Source organism: Nocardioides sp. P86, from assembly GCF_023712465.1.
Taxonomy (GTDB): Bacteria; Actinomycetota; Actinomycetes; order Propionibacteriales; family Nocardioidaceae; genus Nocardioides; species Nocardioides kribbensis.
The window spans coordinates 1,505,137-1,529,231 of the sequence record NZ_JAMAYE010000001.1 but is presented as its reverse complement, the minus strand read 5'-3'; the positions used below and the strand labels follow the sequence as shown (position 1 = coordinate 1,529,231).

Genomic DNA, 24,095 nt, shown 5'->3' with positions numbered 1-24,095 from the left:
GACGGCTCCGGGGGGACAGCGCCGTCCGAGCGGGGACCGCGCCGCGAGGAGACCTCGGGGCGAGACCGTCAAGTATCTGTGACAAGCCCCACTGTGCCCCCGGCGTCACCCCGTGTAAAGCCCCCCGTCCCCGGGGTCACCGGGGGACGGTGGCGCTGCCGAGGGCCGACCGCCGCCACGCGGTCGGGGATGTGACGGCGATCGACCGCCGGTGCCTCCCCCCGGATCGCACCGACCCCTCCGGTCTAGCAGGTGTCGGAGCCGCGCGCCACGGCGTCGGGCGGCCCGGAGGTCCGACCGACCCGGAGGGTGCCGGCGGGGTGCAGCGCCGCTGGAGCAGGAACCGGCAGGCGGCCCGGGTGAGGGCCGGCCTGCCGGTGTGTGGAGCGGATGACGAGACTCGAACTCGCGACATCGACCTTGGGAAGGTCGCGCTCTACCAACTGAGCTACATCCGCAACATCACCGAGGGGCGGCCCCGGCGACGGCGTCATGCTAGACGATCACGCCCCGGAGGGTGCAGAGGAGGGTGCGGACCGGGCGGTCAGGTCGCGGGTCAGCGTCGGGTGCTTGGGGGAGAGGCCGTCGCCGGAGGAGCGTCCGGTGAGCCGTCGGTGCACCCACGGTACGGCGCTCTCGCGCAGCCACGTCGCGTGCGCGGCGGCCTGCTCGCGTCGCGTCGTCGGCGCGGCCTCGCGCAGGGGCAGCGGCGCGAGGTCGTGCGCGACGCCGAGGGCGTCGAGCACCTCGACGGCCATCCGCTGGTGGCCGGCGGGGCCCATGTGCATGCGGTCCTCGTCCCACAGCCGCCAGTCGCGGTACTCCTTGAGACGCCAGAAGTCGACGATGGTGGCGCCGTGGCGGTCGGCGGCCTCGCGCACCAGCTCGTTGTAGAGCGCGAAGCGGGGGCGCACCGGGCGGTAGATCGCCGAGCCGCCCGGGTCGAAGGCGGTCCACACCAGCAGGCGCGTGCCGGTGTCGGCGAGGCGGCCGAGCGCGGCGTCGTAGCGCTCGGCGAGGGCGTCGAGGTCGACCGAGGGGCGCAGGATGTCGTTGGCGCCGGCGTAGATCGTGACCAGGTCGGGCTCGAGGGCCAGCGCCGGCTCGAGCTGCTCGGCGAGGATCCCGTCGAGCTTGCGGCCGCGGATGGCGAGGTTGGCGTAGCCGAAGTCGGGCGAGGCCGCGCCGAGGACCTCGGCGACGCGGTCGGCCCAGCCCCGCAGGCCGTTGGGGCGGTCGGGGTCGGGGTCGCCGACGCCCTCGGTGAAGGAGTCGCCCAGGGCGACGTAGCGCTGGTAGGTCACCGATCCATGATGCGGGAGCGGGCCGAGCCCCGGACGTCAGGGTCCGGTCGGCGCGGGGCCGGTAGGTTGAGGCGCGTGCTGCTCAGCGACCGCGACATCCTGGCCGAGATCGACGGCGGCCGTGTGGCCCTCGACCCGTGGGAGCCGCAGATGCTCCAGCCGTCGAGCATCGACGTGCGCCTCGACCGGTACTTCCGCGTCTTCGAGAACCACAAGTACCCCCACATCGACCCCGCGGCCGACCAGTCCGACCTCACCCGGATCGTCGAGCCCGAGGGGGACGAGGCGTTCATCCTGCACCCGGGCGAGTTCGTGCTGGGGTCGACGTACGAGGTCGTGACGCTGCCCGACGACATCGCGGCGCGCGTGGAGGGCAAGTCCTCGCTGGGGCGCCTCGGGCTGCTGACCCACGCCACCGCCGGCTTCGTCGACCCCGGCTTCTCCGGCCACGTCACGCTGGAGCTGGCCAACGTGGCGACGCTGCCGATCAAGCTCTACCCCGGCATGAAGATCGGGCAGTTCTGCTTCTTCCGGCTCTCCTCGCCCTCCGAGCACCCCTACGGCTCGGAGAGGTACGGCTCGCGCTACCAGGGCCAGCGCGGCCCGACGCCGTCGCGCTCCTTCCAGGGCTTCCACCGCACCTCGATCTGAGGCGGCCGCGGCCCCGGTCGCCCGAGCAGGACGATCGGGGCAGGACGGTCGGGGCAGCCCGTCGCGGCGTCAGGTAAGGTTTGCCTTACCTCATCTCGACCGCTCCGGGAGCACCCCATGGCCACAGCCACCTCCACCGCGCGCGCGGCGCTGCCGATGCTGCTGGAGACGGTGACCGTGCGCCGTGTCGAGCGGCTCTCGCCCAGCTTCGTGCGCCTCGAGCTCGGCGCACCTGCGCTGGCCGACCTCGGCGTCGACGGCCCGCTGCTCGACCAGCGCTTCAAGCTCGTCCTGCCCGACGGCGACGGGCCGCTGCCGTCCTTCGAGGCCGCCGACAGCGGCTGGTACGCCGCCTGGCAGGCCCTGCCGCAGGCCGAGCGCGGCCACATGCGCACCTACACCATCCGCGACATCGTCGGCGAGGGCGAGGACACCCGCCTGGTCGTCGACGTCGTGCTCCACGACGAGGGCCCCGACGGAGAGCACCCGCTCGGCCCCGGCGCCCGCTGGGCCTCGCGCGCCCGCGTCGGCGACCGGGCCGTCGTGCTCGCCCCGCGCCGTGGCGTGGCCTACGGCGGCATCGAGTTCGCCCCCACGCCGGGCGCCCGCGTGCTCCTCGTCGGCGACGAGACCGCCGTGCCGGCCGTCGCGGGCATCCTCGCGGGCCTCGACGCCGACGCCGAGGGCCACGCCTTCGTCGAGGTGCCCTGCGCCGCCGACGTGCAGGACCTGCCGCGCCCGGCCGGCGTCGAGCTGACCTGGCTGCCCCGCGACGGCGCGCCCCGCGGGGTGGCGCTGCAGCGCGAGGTGCTGGCCTGCCTGGAGTCGCCCGTGGTGCCGATCGGGCAGGTGGAGGTCGACGAGGTCGACCCCGACCTGTGGGAGACCCCGACGTACTCCTCCTCCGGCGAGGTCGTCGCCGAGGGCGGCGGGGGCGGGGCCGGCGGGCCGGGCGCGCGTCGCTCGGAGCGGGCGGCCGCCGACCGGCAGGCGGTCTACGCCTGGATCGCCGGGGAGTCGAAGGTCGTCACCGGGCTGCGCCGTGTCATGGTGCGCGACCTCGGCATGGACCGCCGCCAGGTGGCCTTCATGGGCTACTGGCGCGAGGGCGTCGCGATGCGCTCCTGACCCTCCCGGGGGTCGGCTCCGGTGGGGCCGCGGGGTCGGGTCGTGCGTGGGCCCGGGGACCTGCACCGGGCCGGGGGTGCGTCCGGTGGGCTTCGGGTGGACGGTCAGGCGTCGAGGGCGTCGGCGACGCGGCGCAGGCCGCGGGCGAGTCGGCGGCGGCGCGGCACGGTGGGCAGGTGGCGCTCGTCGGCACGGGCGACGCGGTCGGCCACGACCTGGCGGGCCTCGTCGCGGTGGATGCTGGGCGGGTAGCTCATGGTGGGTCCTTCGGTCGCCTGAAGGTGCCGGGTGGGCCGCCTCGGAACGGCGGGGTCGGGCCGGCTGGTCAGGGTGGGTTGGTCAGGGTCTGCCGGTGAGGGTCGGCCGGTCTGGGTCGGCCGGTCAGGGTCTGCCGGTCAGGGTCGGCTGGTCAGGTCGGCCGGTGGGGGTCGGCTCGTGCCACGCTCGCGGCTGACGCAGGGGCAGGGTCGAGCGCTCGGCGGGCGGTGTCGTGTGCGGCGTCGGTTCCGGCCTCAGCGCCGTGAGAGGCGCACGTCGCCCGAGACAGTGGTGGCGCGCACGAGCAGGTGGTCCTGGCCCGGGGCCGGCTCGCCGACCGCCTCGAGCTCGGAGGCGACCTCGCCGCTGACGGAGCCGACGTCGGTCCAGGTGGGGAGGCCGGCGGGCACGCCGACGTGCACGTCGCCCGAGGCGCTGCGGGCCGAGACCGAGCCGTGCTCGGCCCGCTCGACGGTGAGGTCGCCGCTGGCGGTGCTGAAGGAGAGCGCCCCCTGGAGGCTGCGGACGTGGAGGTCGCCCGAGCCGGTCTTGACGACGAGCTCGTGGGTGCAGGCGTCGACGGTGACGTCGCCCGACCCGGTGGAGACCTGGGCCGCGCCGCCGACGCGTCTGAGCTCCACGTCCCCGGAGCCCGACTGCACGGTGACGTCGGCGCAGCGCGAGAGCCGGACGTCGCCGGAGCCGGTCTCGACGCGGGAGGCCCCGGCGAGGTCCTCGACGGTCACGTCGCCCGAAGCGCCCTGCACGGTCGCGGTGGCGAGGGGGCCGACGGCGCTCAGCTCGCTGGAGCCGAGCCGCGCGGTCAGGCGGGAGCCGGCCGGCACGCGGATCGTGAGGTGGTAGTGGCCCTCGGCGCTGCGCCCGGTGGGTGCCGCGACCTCGACCCGGCCGTCCTCGGAGCGGACGTCGACGGTGTCGGGGGCGGGGCCCGTGACCGAGACGGTGACCGGCTCGGCGTCGCCGGCGGCTGCGGGCGTCGCGGTGACGGCGGTGACGGTGACGACGCCCCGGGGGTTGCGGACGACGAGGTCGACGGGTCCGTCGACGTCGAGGCGGTGCTCGCGGGTGCTGCTCATGGCTGCTCCTGGGTGGTCGGGGTGCGGGTGGGTGCACGGGGTGGGTCGGTGCGCGCTGTGGGGCGGTGCGCGGTGTGGGGCGGTGGACGTCATGCGGAGAGTGGATGCGTATCCACGGGTCGCATGACGCACGGCGCGGCGAGCAGGGTGGGTGTGCGGTGTGGGGCGGTGGACGTCGTGCGGAGGGTGGATGCGCTTCTACGGGTCGCATGACGCACGGCGCGGCGAGCGGGGGGTGTGCGGGGTGGCGGGGATGGGGCGTCGCGCGTGTCGTGGGCCGTCGACGCGCGGCGTCGTGGGGGTGCGGGTCAGACCCAGCCGGTGAGCCGGCGGCTGCCGGGCCGGCGGGTGAAGACCGGGCCGCCCCCGGGGCCCGGCTGGGCGTCGGGGTGGGCGGTGCTGGTGAGGTCGAGCGGCTCGGAGGGCTGCTGCGTGGCTCGTCGTACGGCGTGGACGAGCCAGGTGTTGAGCGACTGCCCGGCCTCGGCGGCGAGCTCCTCCGCGCGCGCCTTGACCGGCTCGGGGAGTCGCAGCGTGACCCGCGAGACCGCCGCGTCGTCGAGCTCCTCGGCGGGTGGGGCCGGCGGCGCGGGGGGCGCGGGCGGGGCCGGCGGCAGCAGCGGCGCGGGGGGCGTGGCGTCGACGACGAAGGCCAGCTCCCGCCCGTCGAGGCGTACGTCGACGCCGCCGACCGGCATCTCTGCCGTGATCTGGGCCGCCGCGTGGGAGATGGCCTCCATGAGCGCGAGCCGCGCGGCCGGGTCGAGCGCGTGGCCCAGCCGCTGGGCCAGCGCACGGGCCTCCTCGCCCGAGGCGTCGGCCGCGGCGAGGAGGTCGCGGCGGAGGCTGTCGACGTACGGGGTCAGGTCCATGCGCACCACCATGACATCACGGTGACGTCATGGCAAGGGCTTGGCGACATCAGATGACGTCGTCGTGGCGCTGATGGTTGACGCCGTCACCCGAGGGGGTGGCGCTGGTCGGCACGGCCGGGCGTATGTTCAGCAGGTTTGCTCATCCCCGAAAGGACGCTGCATGTCGATCTCCGCCCCCACGGCGATGGCCGGCGACACGCTGATCTCAGCCCACTTCGTCGACTACCTGCTCATCGCCATCTACTTCGCCTTCGTGCTCGGGATCGGCGTCGTGGCCCGCCGCAACGTCTCCGACTCGGTGGACTTCTTCCTCTCCGGCCGCTCGCTGCCCGCCTGGGTGACCGGCCTGGCCTTCATCTCCGCCAACCTCGGCGCGGTCGAGATCATGGGCATGTCGGCCAACGGTGCGCAGTACGGCCTGCCGGCGGTGCACTACTTCTGGGTCGGCGCCATCCCGGCCATGCTGTTCCTCGGCGTCGTGATGATGCCGTTCTACTACGGCTCGAAGGTGCGCTCGGTCCCCGAGTTCATGCTGCGCCGCTTCGGCACCGGCGCCCATCTGGTCAACGCGATCTCCTTCGCCGTGGCGCAGCTGCTCATCGCCGGCATCAACCTCTACCTGCTCGGCAGCATCATCCAGGCCCTGCTGGGGTGGAACCTCACCCTCGCCCTGGTCGTCGCCGCGGTCATCGTGCTCTCCTACATCACCCTCGGCGGGCTGAGCGCGGCCATCTACAACGAGGTGCTCCAGTTCTTCGTCATCGTCGCGGCGCTGCTGCCGCTGACCCTCATCGGGCTCAACCGCGTCGGCGGCTGGGACGGGCTCAAGGCCGGCATCACCGAGGCCGCGGGCAAGGGCGACGCCCCCTCGGCCGCCGAGCAGCTCAACTCCTGGCCCGGCACCGCGCTGACCGGCTTCGACTCCGAGCTGCTCTCGGTGATCGGCATCGTCTTCGGTCTCGGCTTCGTGCTGTCCTTCGGCTACTGGACGACCAACTTCGTCGAGGTCCAGCGCGCGATGGCCACCAACTCGATCTCGGCAGCCCGCAAGACCCCGATCATCGGCGCCTTCCCCAAGATCCTCATCCCCTTCATCACGATCCTGCCCGGCATGATCGCCGCCGTCCTGGTCTCCGACATCGCGCGCACCAAGGCCGGCGAGACGGTGGCGGGCGGAGCCGACGGCACGGTGAAGTACAACGACTCGCTGATCCTGCTGATGCGCGACGTGCTGCCCAACGGCCTGCTCGGCGTGGCCATCGCCGGTCTGCTGGCGGCCTTCATGGCCGGCATGGCGGCCAACATCTCGGCCTTCAACACCGTGCTCAGCTTCGACCTCTGGGAGCGCTACGTCGTCAAGGACCGCTCCGACGGCTACTACCTGCGCGTCGGACGCTGGGCCACGGTCGCGGCCACGGCGATCGCCATCGCCACCGCCCAGCTCGCGGCGAGCTTCTCCAACATCATGGACTACCTGCAGACGCTCTTCGGGTTCTTCAACGCCCCGCTCTTCGCCACCTTCATCCTCGGCATGTTCTGGAAGCGGATGACGCCCACGGCCGGCTGGACCGGCCTCGTGTCGGGCACCCTGGCGGCCGTCGTCGTCGCCTTCCTGTCGGAGGGCACCCTGGGCTCGCTGAGCATCGGAGTCCTGCCCCTCAGCGGCCAGGGCGCCTCCTTCGTGGCCGCCGGTGCCGCCTTCGTGGTCGACATCGTGGTCAGCGTGGTCGTCACCTCGATGACCAAGCCGAAGCCCTACGCCGAGCTCAAGGGCCTCGTCTACTCCGAGACCCCCCGCGAGGACCTCGTCGACCCCGACGAGGCCTCGCACCCGTGGTACCAGCGCACCATGCCGCTCGCCGGCCTCGCGCTCGCCCTCGTCGTCGTCCTCAACGTGGTCTTCTGACCCCCACCTGATCGGAGATCGTCATGGCCCGGAGCCAGCACACCGCGGGTGCCTTCGACATCCGCAACATCATCGGTGCCCTCATCGGCATCTACGGCGTCATCCTCACGTTCATGGGCATCTTCGGAGACCCCGAGACCGAGAAGACGGGTGGCTGGAACGCCAACCTGTGGGCGGGCATCGCGATGCTCGTCGTCGGCGCGGTCTTCCTGGCGTGGGCGCGTCTGCGCCCCGTCGTCGTCCCCGAGGACCCGCAGGGCTGAACCGCCCCGCCCCGCCCGCGGCCCGCGTCGACACCTGTCGGCGCGGGCCGCGGTGCGTCTGGGTGCGTCTGGCTGCCTCCAGAGGGGGGCGGGCGGTGCGTCCTGCGCGCACGGTCGGTGTTGGCCGTCGTCGTACAAGTGCGCGGGTCGAGCGGTGGCGGGGGGTCTGGGGCCAGTGCCGGGTGCCGGGGGCGGGGTCGGCGCGCGGTGGTCGGTGTCGTCGGCTCGGCCGCTGGGGGCTTTGCGCGGTCGGGACCGTCGGTCCGGCCGGTGGGGTGCGTGGATCGCGCAATCGTGTGCGGGGGATGGTGCCCAGCCGCGCAATTGCGCGGATTGAGCGGTGGCGGGGGCGCGAGGGGCGGGGTGTGTCGGTGTCGCCGCGACTCGTCTGCCGGAGGCTTTGCGCGGTCGGGACCGTCGGTCCGGCCGGTGGGGTGCGTGGATCCCGCAATCGTGTGCGGGGGATGGTGCCCAGCCGCGCAATTGCGCGGATTGAGCGGTGGCGGGGGCGCGAGGGGCGGGGTGTGTCGGCGTCGCCGCGACTCGTCTGCCGGAGGCTTTGCGCGGTCGGGACTGTCGGTCGGGCCGGTGGGGTGCGTGGATCGCGCAATCGTGTGGTCGGGGTGGTGCTCAGCCGCGCAATTGCGCGGTTTGGGGGGTGGTGGGGGCCGGGGTGCGGGTGGGCGCTCCCGGCCGCCGGGGGAGAGCGTCATGCGCGGAGTGGATGCGCATCCACCCTTCGCATGACGTCCCGCCCCGCCCCGGCCGCCGGCCGCGGCCCGGGCTCGAGACCGGTGCGGTCAGCGGGTCAGGGATGGCCTCCGAGCACAAGGGCCACCAGGGTCAGCAGGAGGGGGCTCAGGGAGGCGGGGATCAGTACGGCGAGGGCGGCGGTGCGGCCCGCGCGGGCGGCGCGATCCACCCCGGCGGTGTGGGCGGAGGGGAAGGAGGGGCGCGAGGTCGTCATCGCCGCTGGGACGCGTCCGGAGCACGGATGGTTGCCGTCGAGCGTCGCCGTCGTGCCCCCGTCCCCTGGGCCGGCGTGTCCGGGCCCGGAACGCACGTGGCCCGCACCGACGGGTCGGTGCGGGCCACGGGGGTGCGGCGCTCGCCGCGGGTGACTCAGAGGTCGAAGAGCGAGCTCGACCCGGAGATGTCGGCGTCGGTGCGGGGGGTGTGGGCCGCGCCGTTGCTCGCCGCCTTCCGCTTCTCGTCCTCGGGATCCGCGTCCTGGGGCTTCGCGCCCTCGGGCTGGGCGGGCTCGTCCTGCGCCGCGTCGTCCTCGGCGTCGGCCAGGGCCTGCTCGGCCTGCTCCTCGGCGTCGTCCGTCGCGTCGTCGGTCTCGGCCACGATCGCCTCGGCCTCCGGCTGGGCCGGGGCGTCGTCGGTGGCGGCGGCCTGGGTGGCCGCCGCGCTCAGGGCCGCTCCCGCGGAGGTGTCCTCCGCGACCGGCGTCGCGGCCGGGGCCTCGTCGGCCACCGTGCTCCCGGAGGTGTCCGCGGAGGTGTCCTCGGACGCCGTGCCGACCGCGCTCGGGGCCGTCGGCGGCTGCGGGGCCGGGACGGGCTCGGGAGCCTCGATGTCGAAGAGCGAGCCGCCCTCCGGGATCCCGGCCCGCGGGGTGACCGAGGCCGCCGGGGCCGCCGGGGCGACCGGCGCCGGCTTCTCCGCGGGGGCGCTGCTGGCGGCGGTGTCCTCGCTCGGTCCGTCCGGGGTCTCGCTCGTGCTGTCGGCCGGGGTCGCGCTGGCCGCCTCGGACGCGACGGGAGCGGCCGGTGCGCTGGCCCGCGGCGCGGGAGCGGCGATGTCGAAGAGCGACCCGCCCGAGCCGAGGCCGGCGACCGGAGCGGCCTTTGCGGCCGGCTCGACCGGAGCGGCCGTCTCCTGCGCCGCCGGCGCCTCGGGCTCAGCGGTCTCGGGCTCGGAGGTCTCGACCGGGGCGCTCGCGGCCGGCTTCGCCGGGGCGGGCTCAGCGGCCGGGATGTCGAAGAGCGAGCCACCGGCTCCGAGGTCGGTGCTCGGCGTCGGAGCCGCCGACGGAGCCGGCTCCGTCACGGCGGGCGAGGCGGCGGCCGGGTCGGCCTTCGCCTCGGGAGCCGCCGCGGGCTTCGCCGCCGGCTCGTCGGCCGGGATGTCGAAGAGCGATCCGCCCGACGAGACGGCCGGCGGGTCGGCCGGCTTCTCCGCGGGCGCCTCCTGCGACGGAGCCGGCGTCGCGGCGGGCTGGTCGCCGCCAAGGTCGAAGAGCGAGCCACCCGACGTGGAGCCGCCGGACGTGGAGCCGCCGGAGGTGGAGCCGCTGGTGGACGGCGCGTCCTCGGCGGGGGTCGCCTTCGCCGCCGGCTGGTCGCCGCCGAGGTCGAAGAGCGAGCCGCCCGCGGAGGTCGGCTCGGCGGCCTTGGCCTCGGCCGGCACGGACTTGTCGGGGGCAGCGGTCGCGGGGGTGTCGAAGAGCGAGGCGCCCTGGGTCGCGCCGGCCGGCTTGTCGTCGGCGGCCGCGGCCTCGGGGCTGTCGAAGAGCGACGAGCCCCCGCTGGCCTTCGCCAGCGGTCCGGCGTCCTGGGTCTCGACCACCGTGTCGTCGGTGATGGTCTCGTCGCCGGCCTCGGGCTCGGCCTTGGTCTCGACCGGGCGCTCGAGGGTCGTGGTGCCGCCGCCCTGGGCCGCGGCCGCGGGAGCGGCGGCGGCCGCGCCCGCACCGGGCGCCAGCTTGGTGGCCTGCTCGCCCTTGACCGACGCCAGCAGCATCTGCGCGACGTCGAGGACCTCGACCTCCTCGCGGGCCTCGCCCTTCGACTGCTTCATGGTGAGGCCGTCGGAGAGCATGACGCGGCAGAAGGGGCAGCCGACGGCGATCTGGTCGGCGCCGGTCTCGACCGCCTCGTTCGTGCGGTTCATGTTGATCCGCTCGCCGATGTTCTCCTCCATCCACATGCGCGCGCCGCCGGCGCCGCAGCAGAAGGAGCGCTCGGAGTTGCGCTCCATCTCGACGACCTCGGCGCCGGGCAGGATCTGAAGCAGCTCGCGCGGGGGCGTGTAGACGCCGTTGTGGCGGCCGATGTAGCAGGGGTCGTGGTAGGTGATGGAGCGCTTCTGCGCGCCGGCGCCCTCCTTGACCGGGGTCAGCTTCCCCTCGCGCACCAGCCGGTTGAGCAGCTGGGTGTGGTGCACGACCTCGAGCTCGACCCCGAACTCCTTGTACTCGTTCTTGAGGGTGTTGAAGCAGTGGGCGCAGGTCGAGACGACCTTCTTGACCTTGTACTCCTTGAGCGTCTCCGCGTTCTGCTGGGCCAGGCCCTGGAAGACGAACTCGTTGCCGGCACGCCGGGCGGGGTCACCGGTGCAGGTCTCGCCGTTGCCGAGCACACCGAAGGAGACACCGGCCATGTCGAGCAGCTCGGCGACGGCGCGGGTGGTCTTCTTCGCGCGGTCCTCGTAGGCGCCGGCGCAGCCGACCCAGAACAGCCAGTCGACCTCGTCGAGCGACTCGATGGTCTCGCCGACGACCTTGACCTCGACGTCGAGACCCTTGGCCCAGTCGAGGCGGGCGTTGGGCGACATGTTCCACGGGTTGCCCTTGTTCTCCAGCCCCTTGAAGAGCCCGTTGAGCTCGGCGGGGAAGTTCGACTCCACCAGGATCTGGTGGCGGCGCATGTCGATGATGTGGTCGACGTGCTCGATGTCGACGGGGCACTGCTGCACGCAGGCGCCGCAGGAGGTGCAGTTCCACAGCACGTCGGGGTCGATCACGGCGGCGCCGGAGTCGGGGTTGTAGAACCAGTCGTCGCCGGTGTCGCCGACCAGCGGCCGCTCGACCTCGAGGGCCAGGGCGCTGTCGTTCTCCAGCAGCGCGGCGCGGTCGCCCTCGGCGGCCTTGAGGTACGGCGCCTTCGCGTAGGCGTGGTCGCGCATCGCGGTGATGAGGAGCTTGGGGGAGAGGGGCTTCTCGGTGTTCCAGGCCGGGCACTGGCTCTGGCATCGGCCGCACTCGGTGCAGGTGGTGAAGTCGAGGATGCCCTTCCAGCTGAAGTCCTCGATGGCGCCGACGCCGAGCTTGGAGTCCTCGTCGAGGTCCTCGAGGTCCTCGAGGCTGACGACCTTGCCGCCGCTGGTGAGGGGCTTGACGCCGCCCAGCGCGGTGCGGCCGGAGCCCTCGCGCTTGAACCAGATGTTGGGCCAGGCGGTGAAGCGGTGCCAGGCGACGCCCATGGTGAGGTTCAGCGAGATGACGATGAGCCAGATCATGGCCAGGACGATCTTGATCATCGCGATGACGATGATGATGTTCTCCAGCGTCTCCGGGTCGGTGCCGTAGAGCACGTCGCCGAAGAACGAGCTGACCGGGAAGTGGAAGCGGCTGTACTTCTCCACGTCCTCGCCGCCGAGGGCCTGGCCGAGGTTGTACTCCGCGCCGCGGATGAAGAGGATCGCGGAGCCCTCGAGCAGCGCCATCGCCTCGACGAAGTAGGCCTGCCACATCGTGGAGCGGTAGAAGCGGGAGTTGCGGCCCTCGCGGCGCGGGTGGTGCTTCTGGCGGTAGATCGCGAGGTAGACGATGCCGACCGTGCCGAGCACGCCGAGGATCTCGCCGAGCCACTCGTAGAGGAAGAAGTGACCGATGACCGGGAGCTGGAACTCGGGGTCGAAGAGCTGGAAGTACGCCGTGAAGACCGCGGCGCCCAGCACGATGAAGGCCAGGTAGACGAACCAGTGCATCACGCCGACGACGCTCCACTGGAGCATCCGGGTGTGCAGGAACGTCTCCTTGACCATGGTCAGCGTGCGCTGGACCGGTTGGTCGGTGCGACCGGTGGTCGGCTGCCCGATCCGCACCGTGGCGACGATCGAGCGCACGGCCCTCACGGTCAGCACGACGGCGACGGCGGTCAGCGCCAGGGAGACGACGATGGCGAAGATCTGCATCGGAACGGGTGGCCCTTCCTCGACGGAGCACGTCCCGGGGCGGCCGTGACGTGCCCGCGAGCCTAGGGCCGAGCGAGCAGGACCGTCAGGCCCTCCGGGGGGTGAGAAGAATCCTACCGGTAGGTAACTTGATCCGGTCGTGTCGGCGTGGACACACCTCCTGCGGTCCCTGTCGTCGACCGCCGACACCGGGCCGGTGCCGCGCTCCGGCCAGGGGGTCGCTCGGGGCCGGGGCGGGCCCGAGGTCAGTCGTCTGCTGGTCGCTCGGGGCGTGCTGCGGGGTGTCCGCCCAGGCGTCGGGTGAGCAGGTCGGCGGTGCGGCCGACCTCGCGGGCGACCAGGGCGGGCGACACCTCGCCGGCGGGGTAGGTGACGGCCAGGCCGGCGACCGGGTGCCCGTTGTGGTCGACCACGGCGGCGGCGGTGCTGGCCATGCCCGGGGTCACCTCGCCGTCCTCGGTGGCGTGGCCGCGCCGGCGGGTCTCGACCAGCACCGCGCGCAGCTCGCCGAGGGTGCGGGGACCGCTGCCGTGGCGGTCGACGAAGGCGTCGGGCGAGGGGTAGAGCGCCCGCACCTGCGCGGCCGGCAGACGCGCCAGCACGGCCCGCCCGCTCGCGGTCAGGTGGGCGGGCAGGCGCACGCCCACGTCGGTGACCAGCGGCGGGCGGCCCGGCGCGCGCTCCTCGACGACGTAGAGCACGTCACGCCCGTGCAGCACGGCGAGGTGGGCGGTCTGGCCGACGCGGTCGACCAGCGCCGCGAGCGCCCGGCGCGACAGGCGCTGCAGCGGCTCCTGGCGGGAGTAGCCGCTGCCCACCTCGAAGGCCGCGACGCCCAGGCCGTAGCGGTGCTCCTCGGCCAGGTGCGTCACGAAGCCCTCGGCGATCATCGCCGCGAGCAGGTGGTACGCCGTGCTGCGCGGCAGCCCGACCTCCCGCGCGATCCGCTCGAGCGGCACGGGGTCGGGCTGGGTCGCCAGGAAGCGCAGCACCCGCAGCGCGCGGGTCGCCGCCGGCACCTGCGACCCGCCGGTCGGGGTCGTCGACTGCCTCGGCTCGTCCACCCCGGCAGCCTCTCAGACCCGGGCGGCCGCGTGGTGCTGTGGCAGGCGCCGCGGTCAGGGCTCAGGGGGAGCGGTGGCGCCCCTGGCCGGCGTCGGGGCCGGCGGCGGGCTCGGTCTCGCCCACGGGGGCGGCGCGACGGCCGGGGGCGGGCTGGGTGCCGGGCTCGACCGGGGCCATGCCGGGCTGGTCGGAGGCCTCCGGCTTCGGCGGGAAGGCCGGTGCGGCGGCGGAGGTCGCGGAGGTCGCGGGGGCGCCGATGGCCGTGCCGGCTGCGGGGGTGGCGCCCGCCGGCTCGCCGGGCAGGTCGGTGGGGCTGCCGGTCACGGGCGCCGGGGTGGCGGCCCGATCGGGGTCGAGCTGGTCGGCCTCGCGCAGGGCGTCCTCCTGGTGGGCCTCGGCGACGGTGGCCTCGTGGCGGGCGGCCTCGGCGCGCTCGCGGGCGCGGTCGGCCTGCATCTGCGCGACGCGGGCCTCCTCCTCGGCGGCCTCCGCCCGCTGGCGGGCCTCGGCGATGGAGCCGCCCTGACGCTGGGCCTGGCCGCGCAGCTGGCCGGCCTGCTCGAGGCGGACCTCCTGGAGCCGGGCGTTGCGGCGCCCGACGAGCACGACGGTGGCCACGACGGCGGCCAGCACGAGCACGGCCAGGACGACGACGACGGTGATGGTGGTCATGGGACTCCTCAGGTTGAACCCTCGACCCTGCCCCTCCCCGGACCCCCGCGGCTTCACCCGCCCGGGTCCCCCCGCGCTGATCTCTCGCGCCGGGCGCCGCCTCAGCGCAGGGCGCGCTCCCCCCGCACCGGCACCAGGGCGACCGCGACCAGCGGGCAGAGGGCGGCCAGGGCGAAGGCGGCGGCGTACCCCGCCTGCGCCACGAGCAGGCCGGCGACGGGCGGGACGGCGGAGGCGGCGAGGTACTGCGCGGTGTTCTGCGCACCCAGCGCCCGCCCCGACCAGAACGGCCCGGCCCGCTCGGCGACGGCGGTGAAGGCCAGGCCGTTGTCGGCGACCGTGACCACGGTGGCGAGCACCACCAGCGGCACGGCCACGGCTGCGTCGAGCCCGGCGGCGAGGCCGAGGGCGGCCATCGAGAGCCCCGCCGCCACCGTGACCCAGCGCAGCGGGCGGATCCGGCTCCCGACGACGTCGCTGAGCTGTCCGACCGCCACCCGCCCGAGCGCCCCGAGCAGCTGGGAGACGGCGACGAGCGTGCCCGCCGCGGCCGCCGACCAGCCGCGGTCCTGCACCAGCCAGACGAGGGCGAAGGTCCACACGAGGAACTGCGGCACGACCAGGAGCACCGACACGGCGTGCACGCGGGCCAGGAAGCCGTCCTCGCGGTAGGGGTTGGGGGCGCTGCCCTCGCGGCGCTCGGGCCGCGGCGGGTCGACGACCACCGCGGCGACCAGGGCGGCGGCCAGCAGCGCGGCCGCGACGGGCACCCCGAGGGCCGCCGTGACGCCGCGGGTCTCGGCGACCACGGCGATGGTGACGGCCGCGATCCCGACCCCGGCCGGCTGGGCCATCTGCCGGATGCCCATGGCCAGGCCGCGACGGTGCGGCGGGAACCACCCGACGACCACCCGCCCGCTGGCCGAGGCGGTGCTCGCCGCGGCCGCCCCGGCCGCGGCCAGGGCCAGCGCCAGGGCGACCACACCGCCTCCGGCCATGGCGACGCCGCCGAGCGCGGCGGTGAGCACGAGCCCGACCAGCAGCGTGGCGCGCTCGCCGCGGGCGTCGGCCAGCGCCCCCCACGCCACCAGCGTCAGGGTGACGCCGAGCGTCGGTGCGGCGGCGACGAGACCGGCCTGGGCGAGGCTGAGCCCGCCGTCGGCGACGAGCACGGGGATGAGGAACGCGGGCCCGTGGATGGTGATGCCGGCCGCCGCCTGCGCCGTCGTCGAGGCCGCCAGCATGGCCCAGCGGCGGGCCGCGCCGACCTCGGTCGCCGGCCGGTTCGCGGTCGAGGGCGGGGTGGTCACCGGTCCAGTACAAGCCCCGCCGGGCCCGGACGCGCGCCGCGTCCCAGTCCGCGGCCGGGGCCGGTCCGCCCCGGAGCAGGGCCGGGTACGCCGACCGGCCCGGCCCCCTGCGTGAGGGGACCGGGCCGGTCGGGTGGGGACGGGTGCCGCGTGGCGCGGCGGTGGAGCGGCGGGCCGGTGGCGACCGCCGCGGCGGCTCAGCTGCCGAGCGGCTGGATGCGGAGCTTGGCCTCGCCGATGTTGACGACCGAGTCGACGTCGTCGCCGCCGGCCTCGAGCAGCGTGATGCGCAGCGCGACGACCTTCATGCCCCAGGCGGTCTTGCGCTTGAGGTTGAACTCCAGCTTGACCAGGCCGACGCCGGGGATCTCGATGGTCTCGGGCAGCTGGTCGAGCTCCTGGGCCTGACCGCCGGCGGTGATGCCGACGAACTTCGTGAAGCCGTTCTTGGTCACCTTGCTGCCCTTGCGGACCACGTTGACCTTGGCCTGGAGGCCGTCGATCACCAGGGCGTCGCCGCCGAGGGAGATCTGCGCGACACCGGCCTCCTCGAAGCCGCGAGCGCGGCGCTTAGTCTGGTCGGCCGACTGGCGGCTGTAGGCGCCGCTGACGAGGACCTGGTCGGCCAGGTTGACGCCAGCGGCGTTCTTCTCCTTGACGACGCCGTCGGTGCCGGTGCAGGGCATGATCGAGTTGACGGCGCGGCCGACCCGGATGAGGTCGCCGATGACGTCGGCGCGCACGGGGCTGGAGTTGCCGTTGAAGATGCCGGAGACCGCGCCACGCTCGAGCTTGGCGGCGCTGCGCGCGACCTTGACGGTGGTGTCGGTCGGGATGACGTGGACGAAGAGGGCGTTGGCGTAGGCCGTGGCGCCCTGGCGGTTCTTCTTCTCGATGCTCTTGCCCAGCGAGATGGTGGCCAGGCCGGGGATCTCGATCGGCTGGTCGGGCGTGGGCAGGGGCAGGGTCTGCGCGGGCAGGCCGCCGGCGGGCTGGAGCTTGATGCCGAGCACCGAGGTGTTGGTGGCGGTCTTGAAGCCCTTGTCGGGGCCCGACTTGGTGTAGGTGACGCGCGAGGTGGCCGAGACCCCGGTGATCGACAGCGACCCGAGGGGGGTGTCGAGGATGGAGACGTCGGCGACGGAGTGCTTGGCCAGGGAGAACACCTTGTTCTTGCGCTGGCGGGTCTGCACGTCGGTGCGGACGCCCGAGATGGTGCCGAGGCCGGGCACGTTGACCTCGGCGATGTAGTTGTCGCGGGTCTTGCCGGCCTGGTTGGTGCACGCGATGGTGCTGAAGCCGGTGGTGCCGGAGTCGGCCGGGACCATGCCGCCCTCGACCAGGGTGCCGTAGCCGGTCGCGGTGAAGGCGAAGTTGGTGTTGGTCAGCTTGGCCGAGCTGTCGCCGCCGGCAGCGGGGGCCGCCGTCGAGGTGGGGGCCATCATGAGGGCGGTCGAGGCCGCGACGGCGAGCGCCGTCGCGACGGGGACCAGGCGAGAACGCATAGAGAGACTCCTGCTGCTGAGGGGGAGGACGCGCCGACCTCCCTCAGCCGGACGCGGGTAAGACACATCTCAAATGTGACTTCCGCGATCCATTTTGCACATCGCGGGGGTCTCGCGGGCTAGACCGCCTAAATTCGTGAGACTTGGATCCGATCCAGTTCGGTTGGCGCTCCGCGCGGGGCGCCCGACCGCCCCGGCGGCGCCGGTGCCGGCCGCCGTCTCGTCAGGCTGACAGGTCGTCCGTCGGGCCGACAGGTGGTCGAGACCACCGCGGTGGCACCGGTCGGCGGGCCCGGACGATTCGTCTCGGATCCGAGACAGTGGTGGTCGGCCGGCCCTGTCGGCGACCCGGCCGGCTGCCGAGACTGGGCCCATGGACACCGTCACCGACCCCAGCACCGACCACCGGAGCCACGACGCCGACCGGGCCACCGGCGACCACGGCGCGGCCGTGGTGGTCGGCACCGGTCCGGTCACCCCCGCCGACGTCGTGGCCGTCGCCCGCGACGGCGCCCCCGTCGTGCTCGCCCCCGAGGCCCGCAGCGCCATCGGCTCCGCCCGCGAGGTGGTGGAGCTGCTGGCGGCCGGCGACGTGCCGGCGTACGGCGTGAGCACCGGCTTCGGGGCGCTCGCGACCCGCCACATCCCGGTCGCGCAGCGGGCGCAGCTGCAGCGCTCCCTGGTGCGCAGCCACGCCGCGGGCTCGGGGCCGGAGGTCGAGGTGGAGGTGACCCGCGCGCTCATGCTGCTGCGGCTCTCGACCCTGGCCACCGGGCGCACCGGGGTCAGGCTCGAGACCGCGGAGCTGCTCGCGGCGCTGCTGACCCACCGGATCACGCCGGTGGTGCACGAGCACGGGTCGCTGGGCTGCTCCGGCGACCTCGCGCCGCTGTCGCACTGCGCGCTGGCCCTCATGGGCGAGGGGCCCGTGCGCGACGCCGACGGGGTGCTGCGCCCGGCCGCCGAGGCGCTGGCCGCGGCCGGGCTGCGACCCGTCGAGCTGGCCGAGAAGGAGGGCCTGGCCCTCATCAACGGCACCGACGGCATGCTCGGCATGCTGGTGATGGCGATCGCCGACCTGCGCCGCCTGCTGCGCACCGCCGACGTGGCCGCCGCGATGTCGGTGGAGGGCCAGCTCGGCACCGACCGGGTCTTCGCCGCCGCGCTGCAGGCCCTGCGCCCCCACCCGGGGCAGGGCGCCTCGGCCGCCAACCTGGTCGCGCTGCTCGCCGACTCCCCGCTGATGGACTCCCACCGCGGGCCCGGGTGCCACCGCGTGCAGGACGCCTACTCGCTGCGCTGCTCGCCGCAGGTGCACGGCGCCGCCCGCGACACCGTCGACCACGCCGCGCGGGTGGCCGAGGTGGAGTTGGCCTCGGCCGTCGACAACCCGGTCGTGCTCGGCGACACCGTGGAGTCCAACGGCAACTTCCACGGCGCCCCGGTCGCCTACGTGCTCGACTTCCTGGCCATCGTGGCCGCCGACGTCGCCTCGATCAGCGAGCGGCGCACCGACCGCTTCCTCGACCGGGCGCGCAGCCACGGGCTCCCGCCCTTCCTCGCCCACGACCCCGGGGTCGACAGCGGGCTGATGATCGCGCAGTACACGCAGGCCGCGATCGTCTCCGAGCTCAAGCGGCTCGCCGCGCCGGCCTCGGTCGACTCGATCCCGAGCTCGGCGATGCAGGAGGACCACGTGTCGATGGGCTGGGGCGCCGCCCGCAAGCTGCGCCGCGCCGTCGACGGCCTGACCCGCGTGGTGGCGATCGAGGTGATGACCGCGGCCCGCGCCCTCGACCTGCGCTCCACCACCGGCGACACCGCGGGCCTCGCGCCCTCCCCGGCCACCGGCGCCGTCGTGCGGCTGCTGCGCGAGCACGGTCTCGACGGCCCCGGCCCCGACCGCCACCTCGCACCGGAGATCGAGGTCGCGGTCGGTCTCGTGGCCTCGGGCGCCGTCGTGGCCGCCGCCGAGTCGGTCACCGGAGCGCTGCGATGAGCGGGGACGTCCGCACGCCCGCCGGTGCCGCGAGCGGCGAGGCCGGGGGCGGCAACCCGCGGCTGCCGATCCGGGCCGCGCGCGGCACGACGCTGACCGCGCGGTCGTGGCAGACCGAGGCCGCGCTGCGGATGCTGATGAACAACCTCGACCCTGACAACGCCGAGCGGCCCGAGGACCTCGTCGTCTACGGCGGCACCGGCCGCGCCGCCCGCAGCTGGGAGGCCTACGACGCCCTGGTGCGGACCCTCACCACCCTCGGCGACGACGAGACGATGCTCGTGCAGAGCGGCAAGCCGGTGGGGGTGATGCGCACGCACACGTGGGCGCCGCGCGTGCTGATCGCCAACTCCCACCTCGTCGGAGACTGGGCCACCTGGGAGGAGTTCCGTCGCCTGGAGGACCTGGGGCTGACGATGTACGGCCAGATGACGGCCGGGTCGTGGATCTACATCGGCACCCAGGGGATCCTCCAGGGCACCTTCGAGACCTTCGCCGCCGTGGCCGACAAGATCGGGGGCGGCACCCTGGCCGGCACCATCACCCTCACCGCCGGGCTCGGCGGCATGGGCGGGGCGCAGCCGCTGGCGGTGACCATGAACGACGGCGTGGCGCTGTGCGTCGAGGTCGACCAGGCGCGCATCACCCGGCGCCTGGAGCACCGCTACCTCGACGTGCAGGCCGACTCTCTCGAGCACGCGGTCGCTCTCGCCGTCGAGGCCCGTGACGCCCGGCGGCCGCTGTCGATCGGCGTGCTCGGCAACGCGGCCGAGGTCGTCCCCGCGCTGCTCGCGCAGGGTGCGCCGATCGACGTCGTCACCGACCAGACCTCCGCCCACGACCCGCTGTCCTACCTCCCCGTCGGCGTGGACCCCGCGGCCTGGCGCGAGGAGGCGGCCCGCGACCCCGAGGGCTTCACGCTGCGTGCCCGGGAGTCGATGGCCGCGCACGTCGCGGCCATGGTCGGCTTCCAGGACGCCGGCGCCGAGGTCTTCGACTACGGCAACTCGATCCGCGACGAGGCCCGCAAGGGCGGCTGCGAGCGCGCCTTCGCCTTCCCGGGCTTCGTGCCGGCCTACATCCGGCCGCAGTTCTGCGAGGGCCGCGGGCCCTTCCGGTGGGCCGCGCTCTCCGGCGACCCGGCCGACATCGCCGCGACCGACCGCGCCGTGCTCGAGCTCTTCCCCGCCGAGGAGAGCGCCGCCAACGCCCGGCTCCACCGCTGGATCGCGATGGCCCAGGAGCGGGTGGAGTTCCAGGGCCTCCCGGCCCGGATCTGCTGGCTGGGCCAGGGCGAGCGGGCCCGCGCGGGCCGGCGCTTCAACGAGATGGTGGCCTCCGGGGAGCTCTCGGCGCCGGTGGTCATCGGCCGCGACCACCTCGACTGCGGCTCGGTGGCCTCGCCCTACCGCGAGACCGAGGCGATGCTCGACGGCTCCGACGCCATCGCCGACTGGGCCCTGCTCAACGCGTTGGTCAGCACTGCCTCCGGTGCGTCGTGGGTCTCGCTCCACCACGGCGGCGGCGTCGGCATGGGCCGCTCGATCCACGCCGGCCAGGTGTGCGTGGCCGACGGCACCCCGCTGGCCGCCGAGAAGCTCGAGCGGGTGCTGACCAACGACCCGGCCATGGGCGTCATCCGCCACGTCGACGCGGGCTACTCCCGCGCCGGCGAGGTCGCCGCCGAGCGGGGCGTCACGGTGCCGATGGAGCCGGTCGTCCGCGACTGAGGCCCTCCGGGTCATGGGCGGAGTCGTGGTCGGAGTCGTGGGCGGAGTCGTGGGAGGAGTCGCGGGCCGCCGTGCGCCGCTCCCACACGCTGCAGCCGACCGCGACGGCGAGGGCGAGCGCCGCGCCGGCGAGGGTGTCGACGACGTAGTGCTCGCCGCCGTGGACGAGCGTCACGCACATCGCCAGCGGGTAGGCCAGCAGCAGCCACCGCCACCGCGAGCGCAGTCGACCGAGGGCGAAGAAGGCCACCAGGAAGGCCGTGCCGGCGTGCAGCGAGGGCATGGCGGCGACCTTGTTGGACATGCCGAGCAGCACCATGCTCTGCCGGTGCAGACCGAGCTCCGACCAGCCGCGGCCGCTGATCCGCTCCACCGGGGGCAGCGCGCCGAGGTCGGCGGCCATCCAGGGCGGCGCCATGGGGTAGAGGACGTAGACGACCAGCCCGCACAGGTTGAGCACCACCAGCCGCCGCATCCAGGCCAGCCACACGACGCGGTCGCGCAGCCACAGCACCCCGGCGAGCACCAGGGCGACGAGGAAGTGCGAGGCGTAGACGGTGGTGAGCGCGACGTCCCACCACCGGGGCGCGCCGTCGGGGTCGCAGGGCACCCCGCACAGCTCGCGCTGCAGCCACACCGTCGGCACCGTGCCTCCGCCCAGCCAGGCGTCGAGGCGCACCGGGGTCTCGACGTGCACCGGCACGCCGGTCTGGTCGGCCAGGCCCCGCAGGAGCCAGTAGACGACCAGCAGCAGCATCGGGCGCCACCAGTCGCGGGCGAAGTCCCAGCGGCGCGCGGGCGGGGCGTCGGCGTGCCAGGCCAGCGCGACCAGCCAGAGCCACAGCGCCACGCCGACGGTGTCGTTGGGGATGCCGACGAGCGCGACCCACACCGCCAACAGGGCGGCCACCGCGGCGAGGGCCCGGGCGCGCGCCACGGGGCGGGTCGGCGGGAAGGGCGCGAGGTCGCGCGGGAGCCCGTCGGTGCGACCGGTGAGCGGCGACCTCACCGGCGCACCTCCAGCACGGTGTAGCCCGCGACCACGGCGACCTCGCGGTAGTGGGCGGCCACCGCGGGCTCGGCCGCGTCGGGGTCGACGCCCCAGGTGAGCAGGGAGCGACCGGCGACCACCAGCCAGGTCGGGCGCCGCGGGCCCTCCAGCACCGCGGCGAGCTCGCGCAGGTCGGGGTCGGAGACGCGCACCGGCAGGCTCCACAGCTGCTCGTAGGGGCTGGACATCCCCGCCGCCCACAGCACGTTGGGCTCCCCGAAGGCCACGACCGCGGTGTCGCCCGGACGGCCGTGGTCGACCAGCCACGCCGACACCGCGAGCTCGGAGCGCTCGATCGGGTGCACCCCCACCCACCCGACCGCGACCGCGGCTGACAGGGCCGTGCCGGCGTACGCCGTGACCAGCGCGCGCCGGCGCCAGCCGGGAGACCGGGGCGGGGTGCGTGCGGCCAGTGCGGCGACGAGCACGATGCCGGGCACCAGGCCGGTCAGGTAGTGCAGCCAGTAGCTGCCACCCAGCGCCACCCCCACGCACTCCCAGGCCAGCACGGCGGCCGCGGCCCAGCGCAGGTCGAGCCGGTCGGGCCCGAGGAGCACCGCGCGGCGCAAGGACGGCGCGAGGGCGGCCAGCAGCAGCGGAGCGCCGCTGGCGAGCAGCGCCACGAGCATCACCACGAACCGGTCGGCCGACGACGGCGGGTCGGCCGTCGCGATGACCCGGCCCGCCTGGCTGCGGAAGGTCACCACGGCCCGCCACAGCTCGACCGGTCCGGTGCCGCGGGTCGCCGCACCGACCAGCGCCAGGACGAGGGCCGCGAGGCCGCCGGCGACCGCGCCGGCCAGCAGGGGCCGCAGCCGCGCGGCGCCGCGACGGGCGAGGAGCCCGGTCACGGCCAGGGCGGCGAGGAGCACGCCGACGTCCACGAGGTTCTGCTTCGTGAGCGCGGCGGCCACGGCGGCCGCGCCGGCCAGGGCGCCCCGGAGGGCGGCCCGCCGTGCGTCTGGCGCGGTGAGCGCTGCGAGGGTCGCGGCCGTGCCGGCCAGCAGGAAGGGCACGCCCAGGATCTCCGCGTCGACCACCGTGCCACCGAAGAGCGGGGTGGCCGTCAGCGCGGCCGCCGCACCGGCCGCCATCAGCGGGCCCCTGCGGGTGCCGGGGGCGGCGAGCCGCCCGACGAGGCCGGCCAGCAGCACGCAGGCCACCACCGCCAGCGCGCCGAGCAGCCGCAGCCCGACGAGACCGCCGAGGTGCTCGGCCGCGGCCACCAGGGCGAGGAGCACCGGCGGGCGGTCGACGAAGTAGTCGCCGTAGACCGACGAGCCCGGCGCCCACTGCGCCGCCACCAGCAGCAGGCCGCCCTCGTCGGGCCCGACGTCGCGGCCGACGAAGGGCAGCCAGCCCAGGGTCGCCGCCGCTGCCATCGCGACCACCAGCGGCCAGGTGCGGCCGGGCCCGCTGGCGGGGGGTCGCCGAACGTCGGGTGCGGGGTGGGGCGCGACCGGACCGGGGGACATGGCGTCAGTGTGCGCCGCGCGGCGCCGGGCCGTCAGGGGCGAGCACGGATCGGCGTGTGGTCTGCGTCTCTGCGGGGGTGGCGGTGCGGGCGGGGGTGGCGGGGGTGGCGGGGGTGACGGGGGTGGTCGAGGAGGGAGGCGTGCGGCGGTGAGGTCCCGGGATCTCCGGGGTGGGGTGGTTCCGAGACTGTGAGGTCCGCGTTGCAGCCCCGTTGGTGACGGGTCTGTGGTCTGGTGGCTGCGGGCGTGACCCGTGTCGGGACTGGTTCCGTGCCTTCGACCGACGTGTGCGCTGGTGGCTGCCGGCCCGGCCCGGTCGGAGGTGCTGGCTCGATCAGGAGCTCGGCCGATCGGTGCTCGCACGGGGGTCGATCCGCCGAGCAGCACGGTGACCGGCCCGTGGGGCGGCCCGGGGTCGGCGTCGGGGAGTGGCGGGAGACGACACCTGCGGCGGCCCTCGACCGGTCGTACGCCGCCACTTCTCGGACGGGCCGGACGGCGACCGGGGGCAGCCCCGCGTGGCGGGGTCGGTGGTGGCGGCGCTCGCGGTGACCGACGGTGCGTAGTGGCGGGAGACGACACCTGCGGCGGCCCTCGACCGATCGTTCGCCGCCACTTCTCAGGCGGGTGGGCCGGGGACGTGAGGCGGCCCCCGCGTGGCGGGGTCGGTGGTGGCGGCGCTCGCGGTGACCGACTGTGCGTAGTGGCGGGAGACGACACCTGCGGCGGCCCTCGACCGGTCGTACGCCGCCACTTCTCGGACGGGCCGGCCGGGGACCGGGGGCAGCCCCGCGTGGGGCCGGCCGGTGGTGGCGGCGCTCGCGACGACCGACCGTGCGTAGTGGCGGGAGACGACACCTGCGGCGGCCGACGACCGGTCGCA

Annotated in this window: 17 protein-coding genes and 1 tRNA gene; 6 read left to right on the top strand and 12 right to left on the bottom strand. The window is 74.9% G+C overall.

Annotation, left to right across the window (positions count from 1 at the left end; translation table 11 throughout):
• Positions 1-382: 382 nt before the first annotated feature.
• Both M3673_RS07230 and M3673_RS07225 read right to left on the bottom strand, forming a co-directional pair.
• Positions 383-458 (bottom strand) — tRNA-Gly (locus M3673_RS07230).
• Between the two features lie 45 nt (positions 459-503).
• Positions 504-1,304, bottom strand: a complete 801-nt coding sequence (locus tag M3673_RS07225; RefSeq protein ID WP_251532706.1) for an SGNH/GDSL hydrolase family protein — start codon at positions 1,302-1,304, stop codon at positions 504-506.
• Positions 1,305-1,379: 75 nt separating this feature from the next.
• On the opposite strand from M3673_RS07225, the gene dcd reads away from it, so the two are divergent.
• Both dcd and M3673_RS07215 read left to right on the top strand, forming a co-directional pair.
• Positions 1,380-1,955 (top strand): dCTP deaminase, encoded by a 576-nt coding sequence (gene dcd / locus M3673_RS07220; RefSeq protein ID WP_056864915.1) that lies wholly within the window; start codon positions 1,380-1,382, stop codon positions 1,953-1,955.
• A gap of 117 nt (positions 1,956-2,072) precedes the next feature.
• A complete protein-coding gene (locus M3673_RS07215; RefSeq protein WP_251532705.1) occupies positions 2,073-3,083 on the top strand; it encodes a siderophore-interacting protein in 1,011 nt (336 codons plus the stop codon).
• A 104-nt stretch (positions 3,084-3,187) separates the two neighbouring features.
• Here M3673_RS07215 and M3673_RS07210 read toward each other — a convergent pair whose 3' ends face one another.
• The 3 genes from M3673_RS07210 to M3673_RS07200 form a co-directional block, all read right to left on the bottom strand.
• Complete coding sequence (locus tag M3673_RS07210) at positions 3,188-3,340, bottom strand: hypothetical protein (RefSeq protein WP_193661896.1); 153 nt, start codon at positions 3,338-3,340, stop codon at positions 3,188-3,190.
• Positions 3,341-3,595: 255 nt separating this feature from the next.
• Positions 3,596-4,438: a DUF4097 family beta strand repeat-containing protein gene (locus M3673_RS07205; RefSeq protein ID WP_251532704.1), complete on the bottom strand. Its 843-nt coding sequence runs from the start codon at positions 4,436-4,438 to the stop codon at positions 3,596-3,598.
• 308 nt (positions 4,439-4,746) lie between these two features.
• Positions 4,747-5,310 (bottom strand): pilus assembly protein HicB, encoded by a 564-nt coding sequence (locus M3673_RS07200; protein WP_251532703.1) that lies wholly within the window; start codon positions 5,308-5,310, stop codon positions 4,747-4,749.
• Positions 5,311-5,497: 187 nt separating this feature from the next.
• Between M3673_RS07200 and M3673_RS07195 the strand changes: the two genes are divergently transcribed.
• Positions 5,498-7,219: a sodium:solute symporter family protein gene (locus M3673_RS07195; RefSeq protein WP_251532800.1), complete on the top strand. Its 1,722-nt coding sequence runs from the start codon at positions 5,498-5,500 to the stop codon at positions 7,217-7,219.
• A 23-nt stretch (positions 7,220-7,242) separates the two neighbouring features.
• A complete protein-coding gene (locus M3673_RS07190; RefSeq protein ID WP_056864913.1) occupies positions 7,243-7,482 on the top strand; it encodes a hypothetical protein in 240 nt (79 codons plus the stop codon).
• Between the two features lie 1,122 nt (positions 7,483-8,604).
• On the opposite strand, the gene M3673_RS07185 is transcribed toward M3673_RS07190, so the two are convergent.
• From M3673_RS07185 to M3673_RS07165, 5 genes are all read right to left on the bottom strand, one after another.
• Positions 8,605-12,405 carry a (Fe-S)-binding protein gene (locus M3673_RS07185; RefSeq protein WP_251532702.1) on the bottom strand — a complete coding sequence of 1,267 codons (3,801 nt, stop codon included), beginning with the start codon at positions 12,403-12,405 and terminating at the stop codon, positions 8,605-8,607.
• A 245-nt stretch (positions 12,406-12,650) separates the two neighbouring features.
• On the bottom strand, positions 12,651-13,469 hold the full coding sequence (locus M3673_RS07180) for an IclR family transcriptional regulator (RefSeq protein WP_251532701.1): 819 nt from the start codon (positions 13,467-13,469) through the stop codon (positions 12,651-12,653).
• 61 nt (positions 13,470-13,530) lie between these two features.
• Entirely contained in the window at positions 13,531-14,142 is a 612-nt protein-coding gene (locus M3673_RS07175; RefSeq protein WP_251532700.1) for a hypothetical protein, read from the bottom strand.
• Between the two features lie 101 nt (positions 14,143-14,243).
• Positions 14,244-15,452 carry an MFS transporter gene (locus M3673_RS07170; RefSeq protein WP_251532699.1) on the bottom strand — a complete coding sequence of 403 codons (1,209 nt, stop codon included), beginning with the start codon at positions 15,450-15,452 and terminating at the stop codon, positions 14,244-14,246.
• Between the two features lie 197 nt (positions 15,453-15,649).
• The gene (locus M3673_RS07165; protein WP_251532698.1) at positions 15,650-16,957 is read right to left on the bottom strand and encodes a choice-of-anchor P family protein; all 1,308 of its coding nucleotides are present in this window, start codon (positions 16,955-16,957) and stop codon (positions 15,650-15,652) included.
• Between the two features lie 373 nt (positions 16,958-17,330).
• Here M3673_RS07165 and hutH point away from each other — a divergent pair, with 373 nt between their 5' ends.
• Together hutH and hutU are read left to right on the top strand one after the other, a co-directional pair.
• Complete coding sequence (gene hutH, locus M3673_RS07160; protein ID WP_251532697.1) at positions 17,331-18,956, top strand: histidine ammonia-lyase; 1,626 nt, start codon at positions 17,331-17,333, stop codon at positions 18,954-18,956.
• A complete protein-coding gene (hutU, locus tag M3673_RS07155) occupies positions 18,953-20,686 on the top strand; it encodes a urocanate hydratase (RefSeq protein WP_251532696.1) in 1,734 nt (577 codons plus the stop codon). The genes hutH and hutU overlap by 4 nt, the downstream gene beginning before the upstream one ends.
• Here the strand turns inward: hutU and M3673_RS07150 are convergent.
• Positions 20,652-21,695: a phosphatase PAP2 family protein gene (locus M3673_RS07150; RefSeq protein ID WP_251532695.1), complete on the bottom strand. Its 1,044-nt coding sequence runs from the start codon at positions 21,693-21,695 to the stop codon at positions 20,652-20,654. The genes hutU and M3673_RS07150 overlap by 35 nt on opposite strands.
• On the bottom strand, positions 21,692-23,212 hold the full coding sequence (locus tag M3673_RS07145; protein ID WP_251532694.1) for a hypothetical protein: 1,521 nt from the start codon (positions 23,210-23,212) through the stop codon (positions 21,692-21,694). Before M3673_RS07145 ends, M3673_RS07150 begins: the two co-directional genes overlap by 4 nt.
• Positions 23,213-24,095: the final 883 nt, after the last annotated feature.